Genomic DNA, 24,866 nt, shown 5'->3' on the forward strand with positions numbered 1-24,866 from the left:
CCCAGCTCCCTCTCCCAAACCTACCAAAAAGGGACAGGTTTATTTTGGCAGGTTTTATCTGGGCAAATGTCGAAGCCGCCGCAAAGGTGCCTGTCCCCTTTGTGGTGGTTTTGCTTGCTGTGGCTAGCCCAGCAGGTCGATGACGTTAAAGCCGGCGTTGCTCTTGGCGATGACGTCTCGACCGCCAAAGACGCAGGTCGGCGACTCGGCTGCGATGCGCGTCACATCGGCGCCGAGCGAGCGCAGTTCACCGGGCGTGGCGGCAAGTATCTGGGCGCGGCGCTTCTCGCGCGCGTCGGGATCGAGGCCGGCCAGGTAAGTCGTGTTGCGGCGTTTGGTGAGCGCGTAGGGCTTCACCGGCGCGTCCATGCCGCTCACACAGCTTACGATAAAGCCCTCGAAGGCGGCCTCGTCGGGCTCAAAGTTGCCGAGCCATTCGCCCGCGCGCGCCACGCGCTCAAACGAGGGATCGATTGCCGGGTCGCGGTAGGTGTAGAACGCCGCCTGGCGCTCGCCGGCCGCGCGGAATCCGCAGCCGTACGCGCCGCCCTTTACGCGGATCTCGTTCCACAGGTAATCGTAGGAGAGCGCGTTGGCGGCAACCGCCCAGGCGCCCGTCACGTCGATGCCCAGACGGCGCGGGTCGCATGCGCTTGCCGCAAAGCAGATGTCGCTGGGGATGACAAAGGCCTCGTGGCGGTCGCGCGGCACCGGCACCACGAGCGCGTCGCGGCCGGCAGCGCCGCCGCCAGCGTCCGCGCTCAACCCCAAGTCGCCCGCGGCGGCCCAGTACGCGTTAAAGTCCTCATCGCTGCCGGTAAAGCTCGCCAGGCAGCCGTCGGCCGCAAAGATGCGGCCTGCCAGCTCGGCAAGCCTGGCACGCAGGCCGTCCAGGCGCTCGTCAAAGTGGTCGAGCAAATCGCGCAGGAACAGGTAGAAGTCTACGCCCGAGAGCTGCTCACGCACCACGGCCGAAGGCGAGCTGTAGCTCATCGCGCGACCGAGCGCCGCCGAGTGGCCGTTGTTGATAAAGCCCTGCTCAAGCCCAATACGAATCTGCGTGAGCACGTCGCGCACGCGGTCGGCATCGGCGTCCGCCAGCAATGTGCTCGACCACACCTCGCGCGGCAGGCTCGCCAGCGCGTCGATCTTTTCGGACAGGGCGCCGGCGCTCACCAGCAAGTAGGGGCGCACGCCGTCCACGTCGGGCTGGGTCATGACCTCGGTCGTAAAGCTCAAAAAGCCCAGCTTGCCGGCAAGTAAATTGTCGAGCTCCTCGGCCGAATGCTCGCGTGTGGGCAGCTGCTTGAGCAGGCGGCAGAGCAGCGTCACATAGGGCAGATCCTCAAACGCGACGCAGCTCAGGTCGAAATACTGCATGGCGTAGGCCAGACGGTTGGTGGGGATGCCGTGGCGCAGACAGGGAATGGGCGCAGTGGTGTCCACGACCAGCGGCGGCTCGGGGCGCGCCTCGCCAATGTCGGACACGCGCAGGCGCGGCAGCGTGGCCTTGGCCTCGGGCGTGTCTTCGGCCTCCTGCGCGGCACGCAGCGCGGCCGTGCGCTCGACCACGTCGGCCAGCTCGGCATCGGTCATGGCATCGCGCTTGGCTGCCAGCTCGGCGGCCTCGGCACCCTCCGAACCCTCGGCGGCGTCCACCGGCACCAGCTCGACCAGCGCCATGTGATCGTTTTCCAGCACCAGCTCGCGCAGCAGGTCCTCAAAATAGTTGCCGTCCAGCTCGCCACGCAGCTCCTCGTACACCGGGCCGTACTTGAGCGCCAGCGTCGCGGCGTTGTCATCGTAGAGCCAGGTGCTCAGCGCATCGCACGCAATGGCCACGCCGTCGGCGATACCGTAGTCGCGCTGGCGCAGGTCGTATTCGTTGCTGCTGATGATGGCTTCCAGGCGCTCGCGCGGAACGCCATGCTCGCATAGGTCGCGGCAGGCGCCCTGGAACACGCGGCGCAGCTCGCGCGCCACGCCGGGCTGCGCGTTTTGCAGCATGATGAGCTCGTAGGGCTGCAGACTCTCGGCCGCGGTGTAGCTCACCACGTTGCCGCCCAGGCCGGCGGACAGAATGGCTTTCTTAACCGGCGCTTCGTTGGAGCCCAGCAGTGCCTCAAACAGGATATCCGCCGCGATCGTGCGTTTGCGGTCGAGCGCGCTGCCCAGCACCAGGCCTAGGCCTACCAGGGCGTTCTCGGGTGTAGTGGCCATCTCGACGCGCTTGTACTCGCAGGTCACGGGCGCCTGCACGCCCAGCGGATTGGGTGCCAGCGTGGACGGGTCCTCGCCGGCGGCAACGGCTGCGTCCATGCGGCGGCTCGCGGCGCTCGGCTGCGACAGATAGCGCTCGTCCAAAAAGGCCAGTGCGCGGTCCACGTCCAGGTCGCCGTAGAGCGTGATGTAGGAGTTGGAAGGATTGTAGTGGCGCGCATGCGTGTCCAGGAACTGCTCGTAGGTGAGCGCGGGAATCGCGCGCGGGTCGCCGCCGCTCTCGTGCGCATAGGCGGTGTCGGGATAGAGCGCGGCGTTGACGGCGTCGTCCAGCACGCTCATGGGGTCGGACAGCGCGCCCTTCATCTCGTTGAACACCACGCCGTTATAGCGCAGCGTGCCCTCGCGCAGGCTCGCGGCGTCGCCCTCGCCTTCGGCGCCCTCCGGCAGGTCCAGCTCGTAGTGCCAGCCCTCCTGCTCAAAAATGGTGGGTTTGGTATAGATGGCCGGGTTGAACACCGCGTCCAGGTACACGTCCATCAGGTTGTACAAATCCTGCTCGTTGGTGGTGGCAACGGGGTAGATGGTCTTGTCGGGGTAGGTCATGGCGTTGAGGAACGTCTGCATGGAGCTCTTGATCAGGTCGACAAACGGCTCCTTGACGGGAAACTTGGCCGACCCGCACAGCACCGAGTGCTCAAGAATATGGAACACACCGGTGGAATCGGCCGGCGGCGTCTTAAAGCCAATGGCAAAAGCCTTGTTTTCGTCGTCGCACGCCAGGTACAGCAGGCGAGCGCCCGAGGCGGTGTGGCGAAGCACGTAGGCATCCGAGTCGAGCTCGGGCACGGTCTCGCAGCGCTCGACGGCAAAACCGTGGCAGGTGGTACCGGGTGCCAGCAGCGCGGCGGCAGCGGCGCGCGAGTCGGTTGAGGTGGTGGGCATATGCAGCCTCCTTTGACGCCCCAGCGGGGGCGAATCGAGTCGAATCCTCGAGAGTATACCCATATGGGGCCGCGGTTCTGCAGCGAACTGAAGGCGATACCGGCGGATTGGGTAAAGGCCCCGCGTGACCGCCGCGCGAGCGTGGAAATTTGGACGCCTATCGAATGAGAGTGGATTTTCGGACGGAATCAGCCTCAAAACGCCCAAAAACCGTCCAAATACCCACCCTCATTTCCCGACCGTCCAAAATCCACGCTCATCCGCCGCCCACACATCTCTCATATCTCATTCGTCTCTAATACGAGAGATAACAGAAAGGTGAGAGATAAATATGAGAGATAACTGAGCAGCAAAGAGACAGGCAATCATGGTATTGTCTCAATACCGATTGTTCTACCAGCAAAAATATGTATAAATGAAGCAAATGGTAGACATTTCATCTCTATCTATCTCTTATCTCTAAGCCGAGAGATAGAGAGATAAATGAGAGATAATTACGAGAGATAACTGAGAGACGAGGGAAATCTATCCGCGGCATTCTCCGCAGGACCGAGCGAAAGGACGTGCAGATGAACGAAAACGAGCTGACCGGTCTGCTTGAGTCTTTAAGGCGTATGGGCTCGGATGATCTTAACGTCGAAGTGAAGGAGAGCGCCACGACGCTTTCCCGCGACGTGTGGGAAACGGTGAGCGCATTCGCGAACACTGCCGGCGGAATCATCGTGCTCGGAGTGAGTGAGCGCGCAGGTTTTGTCCCGGTTGAGAACTTCGAGACCGAGAAAGTGCTCAACCAATTTGTGTCAGGCATGGGTGATGCGGGCGGTCGAGGAAAGCTGGCCAATCCGCCCAAATACACGATCGAGCGAGTGGAGCTTCAGGGCGTAATCGTTCTCGTCATTACGATTGAGGAGCTCGATCCGTCGAGCAAGCCCTGCTATGTCATAGAGCGGGGCGCCCAGGGCGGCAGCTACAAGCGCATCGATGACAAAGATGTGCCGCTTTCATCGACCGAGGTGCTCGCATTGGCGTCATACGGTCGAGCGACTCCGAGCGATCGCGACGCGGTGGCGGGTGCGGGCGCGGACGATCTCGACGAGACGCTGGTCGACCGTACGATAGATCGGGCTTTCTCGTTGACGCCCCGGGCAATGCGCGGCGCGCCGGACAAACAAACGAAGCTGGAGCGCCTAAATATCCTTGATTCCCAGGGCAATGTCACCAAGGCTGGACTCCTAGTTGTGGGCACCTACCCTCAGCAGTTCTATCCCAAGCTCTTCATTGACGTGGCTGTCCATGCGGGAACTCAGAAGGGCATGGCGGGGTCGCTGAGGTTCATGGACCGCACAATCTGTGAGGGAACGTTGGGCGAGATGATCTCGGATGCCGTCGCAGCCGTCGCCAAGAATTTGCGGCGAACCTCGACCGTCCAAGGCGTCTCGCGTGTCGACTCGCTTGAGATTCCCGAGGAGGTTCTGCGCGAGGCAATCGCCAACGCCGTAATCCATCGAGAATACGGGGATCGGTTCTGTGGACAATCGATTGCCGTCGACGTCTTTGATGATCGTGTCGAGGTGACGAATCCTGGCGGCCTTTACGGGGGAAAGACTCGCGAGAACTTGTTTGACGGCAGCTCCCGATGCCGTAACGCGACGCTTGTGAAGCTCATGTCGATTGTCCCGCTGCCGGATGGCGCAGGTTCGCCGGCTGAGGGCAATGGCTCGGGCATCCCGATGATGATCGATGCCATGCGCGCGCATGGTCTGGCCGAGCCCCTGTTCTGCCCGGGATTCGATCGGTTCAAGGTCGTACTTTACCGTTCAAAGATCGAGCCGGTCGATCATGGCGGGGGCTTAATTGTGACGGCACTCAAACACTACGGCGAGCTGGGGACGCGCGAGCTGGCAGAGCACACAGGGCTCACAATTTCCCAGGTTAGGTCGCGCGTCAACGCGCTCATTGCTCAAGGCGAGCTTGAGCCCACGGCGCCGGCGACGAGCCGCAACCGCAAGTATCGACTGTCGGAGCGCGTGGGATAGATGCGTTAGTGGACGAGGCGACCCAATAATCGACTCTCGATTGGCGTCCATTAAGGTAAAGCGGTTGTTGCCCAGTCGACGGTGATGCTAAAGACTCGGCTTACGCCGGCATGGCCCCGAACCCGTCCATCAAGAACAGCCTAAGAACCAGCTTGATGACATATCCCGGTTTGACTTCAGCCGTGCCAAAGACGCTGCGCTCGGCGAGCTCGCTGCAGTATGCATAGATGTCGCGGATAAGGTCCGCGCCCGAAAGCGTAAACATGTAGCCTGCGTCCGAAAGCGCATTGGGTGCGGCGGGCAATTTGGTCATGCGACAAAAGGTCAACAGGTCGGGCGCCATAGCGTCCTGGTAGCCAAGATGGCTGCCGTCTTCTTGTGCGACGAGTTCCAGCTGGCGTACTCGATCCAGCGCCGCTGCCAGCACAAAGCTCGGTGTGGGAGCATTGACGTCCTCCGTGCTCGCCACGAGTCTGCCTGCTGCCTGCGTGACAAGCCAGGCGACCTCGCGCTGGCAGCGCACGGCCTTGCGTGTAACCGGCTTGATGGACGAAGAAGAAACGCTCCCCTTAGGCGGATTCGAAGCAGCTATAAGGCCCTCCCATGAACGACCCGGTCCAACAAGCCCGGATGAAACACGTGCTACATCAGTATACAGGGAAGTGGGACAGCGGGGTACAAGCGCGCCAGCGGCAAACCGAGAGCATCAACGACGTGCCGATCGCGGAATGAGACCTCGTAATAATTGACTCTCGGCCATATTATTGAGGGGCATGATTCGCGTTCGTATGGTTGTAGGTGCTGGCGATGAACGACATTGACCTTGCTGTTCCGTTGATGGATGGACCAAGCTATGACCGCGCCTGCAGTCTCGTGCCTTCCGAATACGTTGAGGCATGGGAGTGGTTTCTGGGTGAGGAACAGCGCGGCGGCGTTTGGACCAGCCTTCCGCACCACACCAAGGAAGATAGCCCTCAGTATCAGTATCGTTTGAGAATTGGCTCGGACTTCTTTCCCGTAACGCGGGATTCAGGGATCTTCTGGCCGGGCCAGGATCGGGTGAAGCAAGATCCCAATAAGATCTTTGCGCTTTCGGTCCATAACTCTAAAAAGAGCTTCTATACCGATGTGCCTCCGCTCTATTTGGACGATGGTACGTGGGTCATTAAGTACTCGGTTCAAGCGCCGGGTACCGTTGGTTTTCGAGACCAGAATTACAACCGTAAAATGCTCAACTGCATGGAATGTGGCGTTCCAGTCGGAGTCATATTTGCAACCGAGGTGGGCTACAAGGTGCTCGGCCTTGCGTTTGTTGAACGGTTCGAGCCCGAAAACGGATGGTTTGTTCTGCACGGTCCTGTTCATAAAGGCGGACCGGACCCTCGTTTTGCGTCCGACATGAGTTATCTGAAGCACATGCCCGTCGATATTGAGTTTGCCGGACAGGGTACGACCGACGACGAAAAGGTCCGCTATGCGTTAAGGCGCGAGCGATTGGGGCAGCAATGGTTCCGCAAGCAGCTCGTTGCCGCCTATGATGGCCGTTGCGCGGTGTCGGACTGTGGCGTCAGCGAAGCTCTGGAAGCTGCACATATCGAGAATTACTCGGGACCCAAATCGCAGGTTGCCAGCAACGGCATTCTGCTTCGGCGCGATCTTCATTCCCTATTTGATGCTCACCTGATTTCGTTTGAGCCTGTTTGCGGCGAATATCGGCTGTGCGGATCGTACCTGCTGGATAAGACCGACTACGTTTCCTTTGCGGGTGCGACGCTAAGGCAGCCGAATGAGCGTCAGTGGCGACCCAATACGGTGTTTCTTGAGGCCCATCGCATTGAGTTCGATCGCTCGGAAAAGAAGCGTGAAAAGGCGGGGCTTCTGCCGTATTAGCGTATTTGGCTTTGGCATTCTTTGACGATCGTGTTGTTTGATCGGATCGCGTGGCGATGCAATATCGCGCCCACCTGCTGGTGCATGCTCTTCCTGATTTGTATAGCGAGAGGGGAGCGTGTATGAGCTGGCGAGGCGATATTGCGATGGGGAAGTACGGAAAACTGCCGTGTGCCCTTATAGACAACAATATGTTTCCGAGCGTAGAGGTTGATTGCGGGTCGTTTGTCGTCACCTGCCCTTGCTGCGGCTCGCAAATACCGTGTCTCGACATTCGGTTCATCGATGCACGTGACAGATTCAGCGACGAAGTGAGGAAACGTACAGGCGTTCATATGCCGGTGTATCCGGAGAAATGCCCTGTTTGTGGCCTCGATATCGTGTACGACGCCGGCGACGAGGGACAGGTGATGCGGAGGAGTTGGCTGTGAGTGTCTTTTGCCTCTACAAATAAATCCCCTCACCGAGCTGCTTGTGGAACTCGGCGTGATGGTCGCGTGCCCAGGTAAAGAGCGCCTGGTCAAAGTCGGTACGCGCGGCCGGGACGCCAAAGACGCCGGCAACTTCGACGCGCACAAACTCCAGTGCCGGCAGCTTGTTGATGGCAGTGAGGGCAAACGGGGATGAGGGCTCCTCGAACAGATAGCGGCTGCCTTGCAGCGCATCGCAACTGGTGCACGTGTTGCCGAGTGACGGGGCTTTGGAGGCTCGCGCGCCCACGGGCTTGTAGCCGCAGCGCTTATGAAGGTAGTCGCGGATCTCGCCCGGTGCGCAGCCAAGAGCGGGCACGATGGCGAGTGCGTTGGCGTTGGCCGTGTCGATGGCAATGTGCCCGGCTTCGTTGGGCGCGTGCGCGATGGCGATGCTCTCGTCGTTATCGGTTCGATAGGGAATGCCGAAGGCCGCGACCGAGGTCTCTTTGTGACACTTCCAGTACTCGCGCTTGCCCAGTACTAGATATATATACGGCGCCGAGAGGTCGGATCGGTCAACACCGGGCAGCCACTCGGCAAAGGGTTCGGGGTTGACGCCGCTAGGTACATACCAGATCTTCTTGGTTCGGTCCCATTTGGCGCCCAGCGCCTTGGCTTCTTCTTTGTGCGAAAAGGGAACATCGAGCTCGGTGCGCATGGCGGCTCCTTGGTGCTGCAGGTGCAAGTGGCTCAAGGATACCGCAGAGCGCAGACATCGCGGCGTTTTGCTGAGAAGTTGCGGTTCGGATGGGTTCGAGACGCGTTGGTCTCGGCCTCGGTGGCTATTGGGGCGGTTTTGATTGACTGCGGAGTCAGCCGGGATAGGCACTTGGGTTGCTGACGCGGTTTTGTGCATGGGCAGGGTGGTTGTTTGAGCGGTTGGAGCAGTTTGCGGCGCAGTTTTGTGCCTGGCTATTGTTGATGTTGGGGTATTGAATTTATTTGGCAGCCATTCGTCAGGTGAATTGATGCTACGTTGCGATGATGGTTGGAGCTGCCAGCGGATTTGGCGACATAAAACAAAACAGCCCAGAGACATAGCCTCTGAGCTGTGAACATTTGGTGGGCGTTAGAAGATTTGAACTTCTGACCTCTTCCGTGTCAGGGAAGCGCTCTCCCCCTGAGCTAAACGCCCGATCAAGGGTGCGCAAGTGCGCAAGGGATAATATAACGGAGCCTGAACTCGGTGGCAAGAACATTTTTAAAAATCGCTTGCATTGTGGTCTGGTGAGAAAAAGCCGCTCGCCGCCTGCAGGTGACCGTTTGCGGTCAAATTATCGACAAAGCGTAGACAGGTTTGTGGCAAGGTTTCAGGGAAGTATGTGCTGGCTTCGCCGTCTTGCGCACGATTGCACGAGGCGTGTGCCGTTGTTTGAGTAGTATGGGGGCCGACCATGAACATGCTGGTCGTAGATGATGAGGTTGATATCGCAAATATGCTCGCGGAGTTTTTCCGCATGGAGGGCTACGAGGTTTCGGTTGCCCATGACGGGCCGTCGGCCCTGGCGGCGGCTTCTTCTGGCCCCGCCCCCGATATCATGCTGCTCGATGTAAACATGCCGGGGATGGACGGCTTCGAGGTCTGTCGCCGCGTGCGGGAGCATGTGAGCTGCCCGATCATCTTTCTAACGGCGCGCGTTGAGGATATGGACCAGCTTGATGGTTTTGCGGCGGGCGCCGACGACTACGTGCTCAAGCCTTTTTCTCTCGAGGTTCTGGGTCGTCGCGTGGCGGCGCACATGGCGCGCGAGGGAAGGGCTCGCGATCGGCAAAGCGACGGCGCCGTCCGCTTTTTTGGCGAGATGACCATCGATTACGCTCAGCGCATCGTTGAGGTTCACGGTGCGGGCGGTAATCGGGATTCGTCCGCCGGGGGCGATTCGAACGCGGTGACCGTCGACTTGACCAAGCTCGAGTTCGACATCATCGCCCTGTTGAGCAAGCGCCCTGGCCAGGTGTTTGACCGCGATGTGATTTACGAGCGTGTGTGGGGATGGGACGCCGCGGGTGACCCGTCGCAGGTGCGCGAGCACATTCGCCGCATTCGCAACAAGTTTACGTCGGCGGGGATCGCGGACGATCCGATCGCAACGGTATGGGGCGTGGGCTACAAGTGGGTGGCAAAGTGACGGGTTTTGGTAAGGGCCCACGCGGGCGCCATGCGCCTCACGAAGACGGCCGAGTTGTCGCTTGCGAGGACGGTTGTCGGGACAATGGCGGTTCTGTCCGCAGGCGCGACCGCCGCGCAGCTCGCCGCGCCGAGCGACGCGCGGCCCGCGAGCTTGAGCGCGAGCGGCTGAAACGCCTGCCGCGAAAAGAGCGCCTGCGTACCTGGTGGAGCCTGCGGCCGTTGGGCGTGATCTTCACGGCGTATCTGGTCGCCTATCTTGTTGTGGCCACGGTGCTTGCGCTGAGTGCCATCGAGGTGCTCGCGGCTTGGAATAATGGATATTACGAACTTGAGGTGACGCTCGATAACGGTTTGACCGAGCACGGCGTGATCGATTCGGGCCCATACATCTACGACCCCACCTCTCAGCAGCTGCTTCCCGCATCCGAGCTCAACTTGCCAGGCGATGGGCCGTACGCGGTCTTCATTGCGACGGGCGATTGGGGGACTGGTAGCGATTACGTGCCGGAGGGCGGGCGCACCATCAGCACGCTGTACGCGACCGTCGACATGGTTCGTAGCGGCCAGGTGCACCTCTACGACTGGGGGCTCAATTACAACGAGGGTTATCCGCAGGAGGAGATCCTCGAGGTGAACAGCACGATTCCGGCGGAGAACCTCGCCCGCTATGACGCGTTGAGCCGCGCGGGCCGCGCGCAGAGCGTGGAGCTGTTTGAAAACATGACGGGAGCCGATCTTGAGGAGACGTTTGGCGAAGGGCTCGTCTCGAACACTGCCTATTATGCGGCTTCACCGCCTCCCGATGGTCCGATGCCCTGGGTCCTCACGCTTGCGACGGGGCTTGTGCCCGTTTTGGCGTACGGCGGCCTGGGTTGGCTCACGTTCAAGCACTTCTACCGCGTTCACATCGCCGGGCCCTTGGGGGAGCTGGCGAGCGCCGCGGGGCGCATCGCCGGTCAGGATTTGGATTTCTCGATCGAGCGCGTGCGGGGCAAAGAACTTGGTCGCCTGTCCGAGACGCTGGAGAATATGAGGGCGTCGCTGCTCGATGCCCAGCGCGAGCTGTGGCGCACCGCCGAAGGGCGGCGTCAGCTCAATGCGGCGTTTGCGCACGACCTCCGAACGCCGATCACGGTGCTCAAGGGGACGATCGAGATGGCGCAGATGCGCCTGCGTCGCGGCGATGAGCTCGATATTGGTTCGTTGGATGCCCTGTCGGCCCAGATGGTGCGTTTGGAGCGGTACGCAACGGAGATGGGAGGGCTGAGCAAGCTCGAAGATCGACCTGTAGACCGCAAGCCGCTGACGCCGCGGTCCCTTGTGGATGAGCTCGAGTCGCATGCGAACGAGGTTGTTGCGGCGCGCGGGGAAGGGCTCGCGTTGAGGGTTGCAATCGACGAGGGTGAAGATGGCGCCCGTCCCGACATGACCCACATCGATCTACCCCTGGTCGAAGAGGTTCTCGACAACCTCTTGAGCAATGCGTGCGGCCACGCGAAGGGCGTCATCGAGGTTGAGATTTCTGTTCGAGAGGGCAGGTTGGCCCTGAGCGTTGCCGATGATGGTCCGGGCTTTACGCCCGAAGCCCTGCGGCGCGGGTGCGATCCGTTCTTTAGCGAGAACAAATCTGCCGAGCATTTTGGGCTGGGCTTGAATGTGTCGAGCATTTTGTGCGGTTTACACGGGGGAGCGCTTGAGTTAGGGAATGGTTCGACCGGCGGGGCACGTGTGACGGCGACGTTTAGCATGGGCGGCGATGGGGACGAAACAGGGGAATTGTGACGAGGGCTCGCGCGCTACGCGGGCGGGCGTCGCCGGGCTCATCGAACCGTCGGCGAACCAGTTACCTGCTCTTACCTTAAGAATGGCTTACCTTAACGTAAGGCTTACTGAATTGTCATTGCTGGTAGACAAAACATAGACACCAAGTTGCGAAACTGTCCCTGTCAGGTACACAAGGAGGTAACGCGATGATGAGGATGCAGCCCGAAGCCGAAGGGTATTCCGGTCAGGTTTCTTGCGGGGGCGCCGCTCGCCGTCTTGACGTAAGCGCCTTGAGCGAGCTTCGCAATCGAGTCGCGGGCGCTCATGACGCGCTGGACGACGCCTCTTCTGCCGGCGCGCGGACCGCAAACGCCCCCTCATTCGCGACCGCTGCGGCAATGTCGGCCGAGGCCGTCGCAGAGGACGATGGTCTCGATGCCCGCCGTCGAATCCTGCGCCGTCGCGTGCTTTTGGCGCTTGCAGCCTCGGTCGCGATCCTCGCGACTGCATGCTGGGAATACCTTCCGGGGATCTTGGCATGGCTTGCAGACCCTCAGGCGGTTCGGTCGTTCGTCGCCGACCATAGCGTGATAAGTCGTCTCGTCATGCTTGGAATCAACGTCACCCAGATCTTCTTGGCCTTTTTGCCCGGCGAGCCTGTGGAGCTGGCGAGTGGTTACGCGTTTGGCTTCTGGGAGGGGACGGCGCTGTGTCTCGTCGCCTCGGGGCTGGCGACGTCGGCGATTTATTGGGCGACGCGTCGATGGGGCTGGAGCCTGGTTGGCCTCTTCTTCGACCGCAGCCTTCTCGACCGGTTTTCGTGGCTCAATAATGCGAAGCGACTCGAGCTGGTCATGCTGGTGATTTTCTTGATCCCGGGAACCCCGAAGGACTTCTTGACGTATTTCGCCGGCCTCACCAAGATGCGCTTCGCCCCCGTGGTGCTCATCGCAACGTTTGGGCGCATTCCCTCCATTGTGACTTCGACGGCCGCGGCATCCGCTGCGGGCAGCGGAAACTGGCTGGTGGTTGGTGTCGTCGCTGCCGTGTCACTGCTGTGCGTGGCGTTGGGCGGCTTGCTGTATCGTCGCCTGCGTGCCAAGGCGAGCTGAGGCGGCCGGCGAGGATGTACGGCGGCTGATGGGCCTTTTGCGGCTACATCGGACCGCCGGTCGCCACAGCAATCCAAAACCTCCCCAACATGTGCATTCTGAAATCGAAATCTTGCGGAAACGCGAGCAAAATGCACTGCTGGGGGAGGTTTCGAGGGTTTACGCGCTTGCGACTCCGCTATACGCTCCGATTGATGAAGAAATCGGCCATGGAGCAGAGCAGGTCAGCGGCGTTGTGCGAAATGACGCCGTTCTCGGCGAGCGCACGGCTGGTGTCTTGCGCCTCTTGCGCGAGCTTGAGTGCGAGATCACGACACGCGTCGATGCCCCCGCCGATCTCGATGAGCTCGACAGCGCGCGCGAGGTCCGTGGGATCGTTCGTTTTTGCTTCGAGCAGCCCCCAAGGGCCGCGGCCTCAGGTTCGACCGGCTGGCCCCGGCGGACCTGTCGCTGGCCATGTCGCACGTGAACTCCGAGCCCCGCGGCGCGCTCGGCTTCGCGACGCCCGCGCGCGCCTTCAGGGCGATGCTCGGGGAGGACGCGGCGGCGCTGCTGGACGCCTACGGCGTGGGGGACGTGCCCATCGGGGAACTCGACCTGACGCCGGGGCTCATCGCGCGGGCGCGCGCGGAAAGGGGCGATGCCCCGCTGTCCTAGCCTAAGGGAAAACGGAATAGACGGACCGACCGTCCGGCTGAGTCTGGGAAGAGGTGCCGGGCGGCGGGCGGAGCATGGCCACCGGACCCATCGAAACACATCTCCACCGTTCCTTCAACTGGGAAAACGGCGCCCCCCGGGCCCCGGGAGGGGCCGCGGGGGCGTTCGGCTAGGTGCGGGAACGGCCTATTTGCTCAATGTGTTCGGCTGAGATCGGAAATCAACCCTTGCATTGTGGAATTCGGGGGCTTTGTCATATCCATTTCAAAAGAGCCTGCTGCCGCGATTTGACTGTCGCATAATGCAAGGCCATTGCGGTACCGAGCTATGGAAAGACGCCTGCGGAATTGTCCTACCGATAAGCGGACAAGCCTCCGGCTGGTGCCTTCGCCGTGGTAAGGTAAGCCGAATTGTTTCCAGGCTGTTTCGGGGGAGTGGAATGAGCAAAGAGTGCGTCGAGCAGGTCGAAGGCGCAGGAGCTTCGGTGCCGATGACCGATATATCGAACATTGATGTGCCCGAGGGCACCGACGAGCTCAGCCGCAACACCCGCCGTGCATGGCGCGACCGCCTGAACAGCGCTTCGACGCGCAAGTTGATCATGGGCGTCTTGGCTACGCTGGTGGGCGGTTCGTTTTGGGGCTTCTCGGGCACCAGCGCGAGCTTTCTGTTCGATACCTACCACGTCGATACCTTGTGGCTTATGAGCGTGCGTCAGATTCTCGCCGGTCTACTCTTTATGGCCGTGGTTGTTACGCGCGACCGCGAGCGCCTGATTAAGCTCTGGACCACAGCCGCCGATCGCAAGCAGCTGCTGCTCTTTACCGCCTTTGGCCTGCTGTTCAATCAGTTTTGCTATCTTTCGGCCGTGCGTCTGACGAACGCCGGAACCGCGACGGTGCTCCAGTGCCTGCAGCTCGTTATCATCATGGGCTACACCTGCGTGACCGATCGCCGCATGCCGCGTACTCGCGAAGTCATCGGCATCGGTCTGGCTCTGGGTGGCACCTTTTTAATCGCCACCGGTGGCAACCCCACCAGCCTGAATATCTCGCCGCTCGGCCTGATCGCGGGTCTCATGTGTGCGGTCAGCGCTACATGCATGGCGGTGATTCCCGCCAAGATCCTGCCCGAATACGGCAGCCCCATCGTCACGGGCTCGGCAATGCTCACGGCGGGCGTGGTCTCGTGTGTCTTCGTGCAGCCTTGGGCGCATATGCCGGCGCTCGACGCTGCCGGCGTCGAGGCGCTCGCGGTGTTCGTGGTTATCGGCTCGTTTTTTGCTTACATGCTCTATATGCAGGGCGTTAAGGACATCGGCTCGGTACGTGCGAGCCTCATCGGAACTGTGGAGCCGGTTTCGGCGACCATCACCAGCGCCGTTATGCTGGGCACGGTGTTTTTGCCGACCGACCTTATCGGCTTTGCCATGATCATCGTGATGATGTTCCTCACGGTGTAGCTGGCGCCGCCGCAAAGACAGAAAAGGTGTTGTGCCACATTTTCGCCAATTGATGTCCGTGTCTGGAGTTTAGCTGTCGATGCCCAAAATGCCATAAACTAGCAACGTTATGGACTTTTTCATTGCGACTCAATTGCGAGGATTTCTTTATGGCTGGTAATCACTTTAAGAGCAGCGATAGCGGCCGTCCTGCAGTTCCGCCGCGTCCGAACGGGGCTGGTAAGGCCGGCACGCCGGGCGGCGCTGGACAGGGCGGTTCTGGTAAGCGCGTGTCCCCGGGCGAGACGGCGATGTTTACCGCTCTGTACGAGCAGTCTCAAAAGGCAAAAAAGACCGGCCGTGCAAGAGGGAATGTCTTTGCGGGCGGTGCAACCTCCACGTCGCAGCCGAGCGGGGCTCCTTCGGCACCTGCGAACAACGCAGGTGCTGTCAACGCCGCGAATACCGACGGCAACGTTAATGCCGGCAGGGCCGCCAACAATACTCCCTCTTCCGGTGGCGTGGGGCTTACGGGTAACCTTGGCACGATTTACACCGGCGCCTCCGAGACTGGCACGTTCGCCCGCCTGGATGATAGCGGTGTCGAGTTTGCGGGCTCGGGTTCCAAGGAAGATTATTACGATTTTGGCTTGAACTACGGTGGCGACGCTTCGTCGAGTTCGACCTCTGACGGTCTGGTCCGTCATCGCCATCGCAAGGGCGAGCGCAAAAAGCGTCACACTGGCGCCATTATTGCCGCTGTAGTCGCGGTGCTTCTCGTTGCGCTTGGCGCAAGCGGCTTTATGCTGCTTAACTCGGCAAAGACCGTAAAGAGCGAAGCGAAGGAGGCTGTCGAGATCGTCGGTGGCCTTAAGGACAAGGTCACGTCGGGCGATTTTTCGACGCTGCCTGACGACGCGAAGAAGATCGATGAGCTCTGCGACAGCATGAAGGCGGAGACCTCGAGCCCGCTGTGGACGGCGGCTTCATTTATCCCGGTGTATGGCAGCGATATCAATGCGGCCCGCACCATGATCGACGCCCTGTCCGATGTCTCGAGCAACGCGCTGGTTCCCATGGCTGATAACCTTTCGCAGGCCACGCCCGGCAAGCTGTTCCAGGATGGGACCATCAACGTGTCCGCACTGCAGGCGGTCGCCGATTCGCTCTCCGATAGCTCGAAGGTGTTCAAGAGCGTCAACGAGAAGATCCAGGGCATTGGCGATACTCATATTTCCCAGGTGACCGAGTTGGTCGATAAGGCCAAGGACGGCTTTGCCACCCTCAACGGCGCGGTTGACGCGGCGGAGAAGGTCGCCCCCGTCCTTCCCCAGATGCTCGGCGCCAACGGCCAGACGCGCAACTACCTTGTGTACGCTATGAACAACGTCGAAATTCGTGCCTGCGGCGGCTTTGGCGGTTCGCAAGGTTTGATTTCGGTCACCGACGGCCAGATGTCGATTGGCGAGTTTGTTCCCCGCATTGGACTCAGCGAGGATGAGGCAGTCGAGAGCGTCGACGAAGAGGATGAGGCGCTGTTCGGCAACCACAGTAACCTGTACAACTCGGGCAATACCTATTCGCCTGATTGGCCCCGCAACTCGCAACGTGTCGCCGCGCTGTGGAAGTCCCAGTATGGGCAGGACGTTGATGGCGTCGTCGGCATCGATCCTGTGTTCTTGCAGTACCTGCTGGGCCTTGTCGGTAATGTCTCGCTGCCCGATGGTACGGTCGTCGACGGTACCAACGCGGCGAAGGTTCTCATGCACGATGTGTATTGGAACTATCCGGTCGAGGAATCGGATGGCATCTTTGCGGCTGTTGCCAGCGCCGCCTTCGACAAGATTCTCGGTGGCATCGGTGATGTCGACGTTACAAAGCTTGTCGGTGCATTCGAGCGCGGTGCCGAAGAGGGCCGTCTGATTGCTTGGATGAGAAACGATGATGAGCAGAATGCCATCAAAGAGACGGGCATTGACGCTTCGCTGCCCGATCCGGATGATCCGAGTGCCGATCCCGTTGCCGGCGTTTACTTTAACAACCTGAGCTTCTCCAAGCTCGACTGGTATCTGAACGCCGACACGCAGATTGGCCAGGGCGTCAAGAACGGCGACGGCACGTGCTCGTATCGCATCACCGTTACCCTGACGAACATCATGACGCAGGAGGAGGCAGGCAAGCTGCCCGATTACGTCGCGGCGAGCGCGCCCGATGCCGCGCGCGACGACGAGCGCCTGAATGTCTCACTGTTTGCCCCGACGGGCGGCAACATTACTGATCTGACCGTCGAGGGCGCCCAGTTTGGTCTTGGCGCCGCTACGTGGCATGGAATTCCCTTCTATTCGGGCACCGTTGACCTGCATGCTGGCGAGACGACGACGATCACGTATACGCTGACCACGTCGGCCGAGGCGGGGGACAAGCCGCTTACGCTGCGTCAGACTCCTACATGCCAGGCGGCTCGCGACAGCGCGTCGGCGTAGGGTTTTTCTGGTAGCGCAGATAATCGAGTACCATTTTGGGGCGGACAGGCAATCTGTCCGCCCCTATTTTGTAAGGAGAGCGCATGAAGTACTTTGGCACCGACGGCTTTCGCGGTGAGGCCAACGTTGGGCTGACGGTAGAGCACGCTTATAAGATTGGCCGTTTTGTGGGCTGGTATTACGGCACCAACCGCGAGCGCAAGGCGCGCGTGATCGTGGGCAAGGACACCCGTCGCTCGAGCTATATGTTCGAGGCGGCGCTGGTGAGCGGCCTGGTCGCGAGCGGTGCGGACGCCTATATGCTGCACGTGATCCCCACGCCGGGCGTAGCGCATCAGACCGTGGAAGGCTGCTTCGATTGCGGCATCATGATCAGCGCGAGCCACAACCCGTTTTGCGATAACGGCATTAAGCTCGTCAATAGCGACGGTTTTAAGATGGACGAGGACGTACTGGAGCTCATCGAGGACTACATCGATGGTAAGAGCGAGGTACCGCTGGCCACGGGCAACCACATCGGCGCCACGGTGGACTACATGCAGGGCCGCAACCGCTACATTGCTTCGCTCATCGCCAGCGCGAACTTTTCGCTGCAGGGCGTCAAGATCGGTATCGACTGCGCCAACGGCTCGGCTTCCTCGGTGGCCAAGCCGGTGTTTGACGCGCTCGGTGCCGACGTGCGCGTGATCAATGCCGCGCCCGATGGCTTTAACATCAACGTCGACTGCGGCTCCACGCATATAGAGCGCCTGCAGCGTCATGTGGTGGAGCAGGGCCTAGACGTGGGCTTTGCCTATGACGGCGATGCCGATCGCTGCTTGGCCGTGGACGAGCGCGGTCGCGTGGTAGACGGCGACCAGATCCTGTACGTGTGTGGCGTGTATCTGAACAAGCACGGTCGCCTTTCGGGCGGTACCGTGGTGCCGACGATTGCCAGCAACTTTGGCCTGGTCAAGTCGCTGGAGCTTGCCGGCCTAAGTGCCGTGACCAGCGGCGTGGGCGACCGTCACGTGTATGCCAAGATGCGCGAGGGCGGCTACAGCTTGGGCGGCGAGCAGACGGGCCATACGATCTTTGGCGATATCGAGCGCACGGGCGACGGCATTATGACCTCGCTGCGCGTGATGGAAGTGATTCGCGCCGAGCGCGAGACCCTCTCGCAGCTCACGGCTCCGTGCAAGCTGCTGCCGCAGGCGCAGGTGGCCGTGCACGTGGCGGACAAGGACGCCGCGCTGGGCAATATGGGTGTGCAGGCCGCCATCGCCGAGGCCGAGGCATCGCTGGCGGGCGAGGGACGCGTGCTCGTGCGCAAGAGTGGAACCGAGTCGGTGATTCGCATTTTGGCCGAAGCCCCCGACCAGGCATCCGCCGATGCCGCCATGAAGCGCATCGCCAACGCACTCGAGGCTCTATAGGGCGCCTTTTGGGCTGTCTGATAGGGGGTTATAAAATGACGTGGCCAAAAAAAGCAAAAATGAGTACTGTCACTAAATAAGTAACAGCAAATTTTGCCTCAAAAGGCCGTTTCGGCATTGCCTGAGCGTTATATCGACAGACATTGCTCCTCATATGTCCAATAAACAGGGTCGCGGATGAGATTAAATCTCATCCGCGACCCTGTTTTAGCCCGAAATAAATGCTATCAACCTGACAACAGTACTCATTTTTGCCGTTTTTGACCACAGCCTCTCCGGAGCAGTCACCCGGCACTTAGGGACGTTCCCTTTCTGCCGGCACTTGGGGACGTTCCTTATCTGCCGGCAGTTTAGGAACGTCCCCAAGTGCCGGGTTGTTGGCTGGCGAAGAGTGTCCCAAACGACTAGTCATTAAAGAGCGTCCCCAATGACTAAGTGAAAGGGGGGCGCTGCGAATTGATTCCGCGGCGCTCCCCTTTGCGTTGGCGTGTCGGTTATGCCTTACAGCTGGTACAGCGTGGTGAACTTGTCTTGGAGGTAGCTACAGTAGTAACGGGCGTCAAAGTCCATACCACAGGCGCCCTTGATGAGCTCCGGCGCGTCCTTGGCGCGGCCCCACTGCCAAATGTGCTCGCCCAGCCAGGCACGGACGGGCGCCAGATCGCCGCTCGCGCAGGCACCGGTGAGGTCGACGCCGTCGCGGCACATGGCCGGCACAAACATGGCGTCGTAGGCGCTGCCCAGCGCATAGGTGGGGAAGTAGCCAAACGAGCCGCCGCTCCAGTGCGTATCCTGTAGGCAGCCGCGCGTGTCGTCGGGAACGGGAATGCCCAAGTACTCATCCATGAAGCGGTTCCAAAGCGCGGGGATGTCCTTGGCCGTGGCCTCGCCGGCAAACAGCATGCGCTCGATCTCGTAGCGCACCATAATATGCAGCGGATAGGTGAGCTCGTCGGCCTCGGTGCGGACCAGCGACGGCTGCGCGATGTTCACGGCGCGGTAGAGCGTGTCTTTGTCCACGCTGCCATAGACCTCGGGCGCGTGGCGGCGCAGTACCTCGAGCAGCGGCCCCATAAAGGCGCGGCTGCGGCCCACGGTGTTCTCGAAGAATCGGCTTTGGCTCTCGTGGATGCCCATAGAGGTGCCGCCCTCCAGGCACGTGCGCGCATAGGCGGGGTTCACGCCCAGCTCGTACATGGCGTGTCCCGCCTCGTGGATGATGCTGTAGACATTGGAGATACAATCGTCCTCGTAGATGTGCGTCGCGATGCGCGCGTCACCCACGGCAAAACCCTCGCTAAACGGGTGCTCGGTAAAGGCAAGCGTGGTGTCGTCCAGGTTCAGGCCGACAAGCTTCATCAGGTCGAAGCTCATGGCACGCTGGGCAGCCTCGGGCACGTGGGCGTGCAAAAAGTCGGCGGCCGGCTGCTGGCCGCGCTCGCCGATGGCGTGCACGAGCGGCACGACCGTGGCCTTGACCTCGTCACAAAACGCATCGAAGCTCTTGGCGGAAAGGCCGCGCTCGTACTGGTCGAGCCAAACGTCGTATGGGTCGCGCTTGGGGTCCATAAGCTCGGCCTGATGCTTGAGCTGGCCCACAATCTTGTCCACATAGGGCTCAAAGCTCGCCCAGTCATTGGCCGTCTTGGCCTTGTGCCACACGGCGTCGGCCTCGCAGGTGAGCCTGGTCCAGGCCTCGGCCTCCTCGGTAGGGACAACGCTCGCTTCGCGCTGGCCGCGGCCGAGCACGCGGAGCTCGTCGAGCAGCTGCGGGTCGTCTACATGTCCGCCTGCAACCGTCTCGCGCGCTAAGGAGCGTACGAGCTCAACGGATTTCTCGCTGGTCAGCAGCTTGTGATGCTCGCCGGCAAGCGTACCCATGGCGTCGGCACGGGCGGCAGCGCCGTTGGCGGGAGCAATCGTCGCTCCATCGAACTCGGCAATCTTGAGCAGGTACTCGCGAGTCCACAGCTTGCCTTCGAGTTTGCGGAACTTTTTGACGGCCTTGTCGACCTTCATGCCTTTAGGCGTCTTGCCCGCTGCGGGCTTGGCCTTCTTATCGAGCTTCTTTCCCATATCGTATCCTTAATCTCGCAGGCCGAGCGCCGCAGGCGGGTGCACGGCCAGTTTGCACAGTTACCTGCCTTGTACCCAGCGCGAACAAAACGGAACGCGGCGATGCGCTCGCGAAATGTGCTATCCTATAGCCCAATGCGTTGACGGAGAGGGTTTTGCCCGCCGCGTCGCCGGCAAGAGAGGGAAGGTCATGGGCTGCAAGCCTTCCTGCGGTGGCAAGGGCCAAGCGTTCACTCCCGAGCAGCGACCTCAACGGGCGCGCGGCCAGTGGCAGCAAAGCCCCAGTAGGGAAGCCGTGAGCCTCGCGACAAGAGGCGCAGAGTGGGCGCGGCGGGCCAGACATCCGCCGGGTCAAACAAGGTGGTACCGCGGAATTTAACCGTCCTTGGGCAATGCACATGCCCGAGGGCGGTTTTTTTGTTACCGAACCGGGCCGCGCATCCGCAGCATCGGGCGGCGTCAGCCGTCCCGGAGCGCGGATACGCGAGAGACGAAAGGGAAGACATGAGTCTGATTGATGATCTGGTCAAACTCGAGGAAGAGGCCAAGGAGCTCGTCGCAGGCGCCGACGACGCCGCAAAGCTCGAGGCTGCGCGCGTTGAGCTGCTCGGCCGCAAGGGCCGCATCACCGGCCTGATGCGTATGATGGGCAAGCTCGCCCCCGAGGATCGTCCTGTCATGGGCAGGCGCGCCAACGAGATGCGCCAGCTGATCGAGGGCATGCTCGACGAGCGCACCACCGAGATGAAGGCCGCCGCCCTCAAGCACGCACTCGAGCACGAGGCCGTCGACATCACGCTGCCGGGCATCCGTCCGCAGATCGGTCACCAGCACCTGATCAAGCAGATCATCGAGGAGGCCGAGGACATCTTTTGCGGTATTGGCTACACCGTCGAGTCCGGCCCCATGGTCGATACCTCCTACTACAACTTTACCGCGCTCAACGCGCCCATGGATCACCCGAGCCGCTCGGCTCGCGACACGTTCTACGTGGTCGACAACAACCCCGGCAGCGTCGCGCATCCCGAGGCTCACGCTCACGGCGAGTCCGACGTGCTGCTGCGCACCCAGACCTCGGGCGTGCAGATCCACACCATGGAGTCGCAGAAGCCGCCCATCTACATGATCTGCCCGGGCACCGTCTACCGTCCCGATACGGCCGACGCTTGCCACCTGCCGCAGTTCAACCAGATCGAGGGCCTGGTCGTCGACGAGGGCATCACCTTTGGCGATCTTAAGGGCACGCTCGACTACTTTGTTAAGTGCATGTTTGGCGAGGACCGCAAGACGCGTTACCGCCCGCACTTCTTCCCCTTCACCGAGCCTTCCTGCGAGGTGGACGTGAGCTGCCACGTGTGCGGCGGCAAGGGCTGCAACTTCTGCAAGCACAGCGGCTGGATCGAGATCCTGGGCTGCGGCATGGTCGATCCCAACGTGCTCATCAACTGCGGCATCGACCCCGAGAAGTACACCGGCTTCGCCTTTGGCATTGGCGCCGAGCGCGTCGCGGCCCTGCGCTACGACCTGCCCGACCTCAGAACTCTCATGACTGGCGATATGCGTTTCCTGAATCAGTTCTAGGCTGCGGCTTGCCCAAGCACGGCACCTCGGCGCTCATTCGTCGCTTGCGTACCAGAGTACGCGGCGCTCCTCTTTCGGGCCGATCTGCCGCACTTGGACAACCCTCGCTTTGTAAGGAATGTTCACAAAGTTGAAGTTTCCACCTGCATTTCTTCGCAGGCTTTCAGTATGAAAGGAGAGCTAGATGCGTGTTTCTTACGACTGGCTCAAGACCATGATCGATATTCCGGAAGATCCTAAGACCCTTTCGGACGAGTATATCCGCACCGGCACCGAGGTTGAGGCGATTGACACCGTGGGCGAGTCCTTCGACCACGTGGTGACCGCCAAGGTGCTCACCAAGACCCCGCACCCCGATAGCGACCATATGTATGTGTGCTCGGTTGACGTGGGTGACAAGAACCTCGACGCCGACGGCAACCCCGCCCCGCTGCAGATTGTCTGCGGCGCGCAGAACTTCGAGGCCGGCGACCACATCGTCACGGCCATGATCGGCGCAGTTCTGCCCGGCGACGTCAAGATCAAGAAGAGCAAGCTTCGCGGCGTCGTGTCCATGGGCATGAACTGCTCTGCGCGCGAGCTCGGTCTGGGCGGCGACCACTCCGGCATCATGATTCTGCCTGAGGATACGCCCTGCGGCATGCCGTTTGCCGAGTATGTGGGCTCGAGCGATACCGTGCTCGACTGCGAGATCACGCCCAACCGCCCCGACTGCCTGTCCATGATCGGTATGGCCCGCGAGACCGGCGCCATTTTCGATCGCGATTTCCACGTGGAGCTGCCCGCCATCAAGGCAGAGACCGGCCGCGCGACCGACGACGAGCTTTCGGTCGAGATTGCCGACGAGGGCCTGTGCGACCGCTATGTCGCCCGCATCGTGCGCAACGTGAAGGTCGGCCCGTCGCCCGACTGGATGGTCAAGCGCCTCAACGCCCTGGGCGTGCGTCCGCACAACAACATCGTCGATATCACCAACTACGTGATGATGCTCACTGGTCAGCCGCTGCACGCCTTTGACCTGTCAACCTTTGCCGAGCGCGAGGGCCATCGCCGCGTGGTGGTTCGCGCCGCCCAGCAGGACGAGAAGTTCACGACCCTCGACGGCGAGGAGCGCACGCTCGACGCCGGCATGGGCCTCATCACCGACGGCGAGCGTCCCGTGGCGCTGGCCGGCGTTATGGGCGGCATGGATTCCGAGATCGAGGACGACACCGTCGACGTGATGGTCGAGAGCGCCTGCTTCAACGCCGGCCGCACCTCGCACACCAGCCGCGACCTGTCGCTGATCTCCGATGCCTCCATCCGCTTTGAGCGCCAGGTCGACGAGACCGGCTGCGTGGATGTCGCCAACGTTACCTGCGCGCTCATCGAGCAGATCGCCGGCGGCGAGGTTGCTCCCGGCTACGTCGACGTTTTCCCCGCGCCCAAGACCATCGACAGAATTAAGCTGCGCCTGGCCCGCGTGCACGCCATCTGCGGCGCCGACATCGAGCCCGACTTTATCGAGCGCTCGCTCACCCGCTTGGGCTGCACCGTCGAGCGCGACGGCGAGGACTTTAAGGTTACCCCGCCGAGCTTCCGCCCTGACCTGCCGCGCGAGATCGACCTGATCGAGGAGGTCCTGCGCCTGTGGGGCATGGGCCGCGTGACGGCGACCATCCCGGCTGCCAAGAACCACATCGGCGGTCTGACGCGCGAGCAGAAGCTTACCCGCAAGGTCGGCGAGATCCTGCGCGCCTGTGGCCTCAACGAGACCACGACTTTTGGCTTTGCCGCCCCGGGCGACCTGGAGAAGATTGGCATGTCCACCGAGGGCCGCGGCTGCCCCGTGGTGCTCATGAACCCGCTGGTGGCCGAGCAGACCGAGATGCGCCGCTCGCTGCTGCCGGGTCTGCTGCAGTCTGTGGCCTACAACGAGGCCCACGGCACGCCCAACGTGCACCTGTACGAGGTCGGCAGCCTGTTCCACGGCCGCGAGAACGCTAGCCTGCCCAAGGAGACCAAGTCCGTGGCGGGTGTGCTCTCGGGCCAGTGGAGTGAGCAGTCCTGGAACATGAAGTATCGCAAGCTGCGCTTCTTCTTTGGTAAGGGCATTGTCGAGGAGTTGCTCGCTCAGCTGCGCATCGAGAAGGTGCGCTTCCGTCCCGCCGAGGGCGAGGGCTACGCCTTCTTGCAGCCGGGCCGTGCGGCCGAGGTTCTGTCTGGCGGTACCGTGCTGGGCTGGGTCGGCGAGATTCACCCCGAGGCGCGCGAGGCCTGCGGCATAGATGAGGTCGTCGTTGCCTTTGAGCTCGATCTGGACAAGCTGATCAAGGGTGCCCGCAACCAGGAGAACTACCGTGAGTTCTCGCAGTACCCGGCTGTTGAGCACGACCTTGCAATCGTGGTCGACAACTCCGTGACCTGCGAGGACCTCGAGCGCCGTATTACCAGTGCCGGCGGCAAGCTGCTCGAGGGCGTGCGCCTGTTCGATGTCTACCGCGATCCGGTCCGCATTGGCAAGGGCAAGAAGTCCATGGCCTTTGCGCTTACGTATCGCTCCGACGATCACACGCTCACCAGCGAAGAGGTCGAGAAGGCGCACCAGAAGATCGTCACCAAGGTGTGCAAGGGCGTAAACGGCGAGGTCCGCGGCTAAGATC

Annotated in this window: 15 protein-coding genes and 1 tRNA gene; 11 read left to right on the forward strand and 5 right to left on the reverse strand. The window is 61.4% G+C overall.

What is annotated here, in order from left to right; genetic code table 11:
* Window positions 1–123: 123 nt before the first annotated feature.
* Window positions 124–3,165 carry an insulinase family protein gene (locus DXB98_RS03210; RefSeq protein ID WP_117743129.1) on the reverse strand — a complete coding sequence of 1,014 codons (3,042 nt, stop codon included), beginning with the start codon at window positions 3,163–3,165 and terminating at the stop codon, window positions 124–126.
* A 569-nt stretch (window positions 3,166–3,734) separates the two neighbouring features.
* Between DXB98_RS03210 and DXB98_RS03215 the strand changes: the two genes are divergently transcribed.
* On the forward strand, window positions 3,735–5,201 hold the full coding sequence (locus DXB98_RS03215) for an ATP-binding protein (protein ID WP_117743130.1): 1,467 nt from the start codon (window positions 3,735–3,737) through the stop codon (window positions 5,199–5,201).
* 100 nt (window positions 5,202–5,301) lie between these two features.
* On the opposite strand, the gene DXB98_RS03220 is transcribed toward DXB98_RS03215, so the two are convergent.
* Window positions 5,302–5,670, reverse strand: a complete 369-nt coding sequence (locus DXB98_RS03220; RefSeq protein WP_117799310.1) for a hypothetical protein — start codon at window positions 5,668–5,670, stop codon at window positions 5,302–5,304.
* A gap of 338 nt (window positions 5,671–6,008) precedes the next feature.
* On the opposite strand from DXB98_RS03220, the gene DXB98_RS03225 reads away from it, so the two are divergent.
* Entirely contained in the window at window positions 6,009–7,091 is a 1,083-nt protein-coding gene (locus DXB98_RS03225) for an HNH endonuclease (protein ID WP_117743131.1), read from the forward strand.
* 444 nt (window positions 7,092–7,535) lie between these two features.
* On the opposite strand, the gene DXB98_RS03235 is transcribed toward DXB98_RS03225, so the two are convergent.
* Together DXB98_RS03235 and DXB98_RS03240 are read right to left on the reverse strand one after the other, a co-directional pair.
* Window positions 7,536–8,222, reverse strand: coding sequence for a DUF5710 domain-containing protein (locus DXB98_RS03235; RefSeq protein WP_117743133.1), 687 nt, complete (start codon window positions 8,220–8,222; stop codon window positions 7,536–7,538).
* 402 nt (window positions 8,223–8,624) lie between these two features.
* A tRNA-Val gene (locus DXB98_RS03240) sits at window positions 8,625–8,699 on the reverse strand.
* A gap of 259 nt (window positions 8,700–8,958) precedes the next feature.
* On the opposite strand from DXB98_RS03240, the gene DXB98_RS03245 reads away from it, so the two are divergent.
* From DXB98_RS03245 to glmM, 7 genes are all read left to right on the forward strand, one after another.
* The gene (locus DXB98_RS03245) at window positions 8,959–9,693 is read left to right on the forward strand and encodes a response regulator transcription factor (protein ID WP_117743134.1); all 735 of its coding nucleotides are present in this window, start codon (window positions 8,959–8,961) and stop codon (window positions 9,691–9,693) included.
* The gene (locus DXB98_RS03250) at window positions 9,678–11,477 is read left to right on the forward strand and encodes a HAMP domain-containing sensor histidine kinase (protein ID WP_233505073.1); all 1,800 of its coding nucleotides are present in this window, start codon (window positions 9,678–9,680) and stop codon (window positions 11,475–11,477) included. Before DXB98_RS03245 ends, DXB98_RS03250 begins: the two co-directional genes overlap by 16 nt.
* A 188-nt stretch (window positions 11,478–11,665) precedes the next feature.
* Window positions 11,666–12,571: a TVP38/TMEM64 family protein gene (locus tag DXB98_RS03255; RefSeq protein ID WP_233505074.1), complete on the forward strand. Its 906-nt coding sequence runs from the start codon at window positions 11,666–11,668 to the stop codon at window positions 12,569–12,571.
* Window positions 12,572–12,955: 384 nt separating this feature from the next.
* Window positions 12,956–13,228: a hypothetical protein gene (locus DXB98_RS03260; RefSeq protein WP_199407105.1), complete on the forward strand. Its 273-nt coding sequence runs from the start codon at window positions 12,956–12,958 to the stop codon at window positions 13,226–13,228.
* A 439-nt stretch (window positions 13,229–13,667) separates the two neighbouring features.
* Window positions 13,668–14,690, forward strand: coding sequence for a DMT family transporter (locus DXB98_RS03265; RefSeq protein ID WP_199407106.1), 1,023 nt, complete (start codon window positions 13,668–13,670; stop codon window positions 14,688–14,690).
* 149 nt (window positions 14,691–14,839) lie between these two features.
* Window positions 14,840–17,152: a DUF4012 domain-containing protein gene (locus tag DXB98_RS03270; protein ID WP_117743135.1), complete on the forward strand. Its 2,313-nt coding sequence runs from the start codon at window positions 14,840–14,842 to the stop codon at window positions 17,150–17,152.
* A gap of 83 nt (window positions 17,153–17,235) precedes the next feature.
* Window positions 17,236–18,567 carry a phosphoglucosamine mutase gene (gene glmM / locus DXB98_RS03275; RefSeq protein WP_117743136.1) on the forward strand — a complete coding sequence of 444 codons (1,332 nt, stop codon included), beginning with the start codon at window positions 17,236–17,238 and terminating at the stop codon, window positions 18,565–18,567.
* A 501-nt stretch (window positions 18,568–19,068) separates the two neighbouring features.
* Here the strand turns inward: glmM and DXB98_RS03280 are convergent.
* Window positions 19,069–20,643, reverse strand: coding sequence for a carboxypeptidase M32 (locus DXB98_RS03280; protein WP_117743137.1), 1,575 nt, complete (start codon window positions 20,641–20,643; stop codon window positions 19,069–19,071).
* A gap of 504 nt (window positions 20,644–21,147) precedes the next feature.
* On the opposite strand from DXB98_RS03280, the gene pheS reads away from it, so the two are divergent.
* Both pheS and pheT read left to right on the forward strand, forming a co-directional pair.
* Window positions 21,148–22,224: a phenylalanine--tRNA ligase subunit alpha gene (pheS, locus tag DXB98_RS03285; protein ID WP_117743138.1), complete on the forward strand. Its 1,077-nt coding sequence runs from the start codon at window positions 21,148–21,150 to the stop codon at window positions 22,222–22,224.
* Window positions 22,225–22,408: 184 nt separating this feature from the next.
* Window positions 22,409–24,862 (forward strand): phenylalanine--tRNA ligase subunit beta, encoded by a 2,454-nt coding sequence (pheT, locus tag DXB98_RS03290; RefSeq protein WP_117743139.1) that lies wholly within the window; start codon window positions 22,409–22,411, stop codon window positions 24,860–24,862.
* Window positions 24,863–24,866 lie beyond the last annotated feature (4 nt).

The organism is Collinsella sp. OM07-12 (genome assembly GCF_003438275.1).
Classification (GTDB): domain Bacteria; phylum Actinomycetota; class Coriobacteriia; order Coriobacteriales; family Coriobacteriaceae; genus Collinsella.

Coding starts and splice junctions, on each gene's coding strand:
- DXB98_RS03235 (WP_117743133.1), bottom strand. CDS start 8,222: ATGCGCACCGAGCTCGATGTTCCCTTTTCGCACAAAGAAGAAGCCAAG.
- DXB98_RS03210 (WP_117743129.1), bottom strand. CDS start 3,165: ATGCCCACCACCTCAACCGACTCGCGCGCCGCTGCCGCCGCGCTGCTG.
- DXB98_RS03225 (WP_117743131.1), top strand. CDS start 6,009: ATGAACGACATTGACCTTGCTGTTCCGTTGATGGATGGACCAAGCTAT.
- DXB98_RS03255 (WP_233505074.1), top strand. CDS start 11,666: ATGATGAGGATGCAGCCCGAAGCCGAAGGGTATTCCGGTCAGGTTTCT.
- pheS (WP_117743138.1), top strand. CDS start 21,148: ATGAGTCTGATTGATGATCTGGTCAAACTCGAGGAAGAGGCCAAGGAG.
- DXB98_RS03270 (WP_117743135.1), top strand. CDS start 14,840: ATGGCTGGTAATCACTTTAAGAGCAGCGATAGCGGCCGTCCTGCAGTT.
- DXB98_RS03245 (WP_117743134.1), top strand. CDS start 8,959: ATGAACATGCTGGTCGTAGATGATGAGGTTGATATCGCAAATATGCTC.
- DXB98_RS03215 (WP_117743130.1), top strand. CDS start 3,735: ATGAACGAAAACGAGCTGACCGGTCTGCTTGAGTCTTTAAGGCGTATG.
- glmM (WP_117743136.1), top strand. CDS start 17,236: ATGAAGTACTTTGGCACCGACGGCTTTCGCGGTGAGGCCAACGTTGGG.
- pheT (WP_117743139.1), top strand. CDS start 22,409: ATGCGTGTTTCTTACGACTGGCTCAAGACCATGATCGATATTCCGGAA.
- DXB98_RS03265 (WP_199407106.1), top strand. CDS start 13,668: ATGAGCAAAGAGTGCGTCGAGCAGGTCGAAGGCGCAGGAGCTTCGGTG.
- DXB98_RS03280 (WP_117743137.1), bottom strand. CDS start 20,643: ATGGGAAAGAAGCTCGATAAGAAGGCCAAGCCCGCAGCGGGCAAGACG.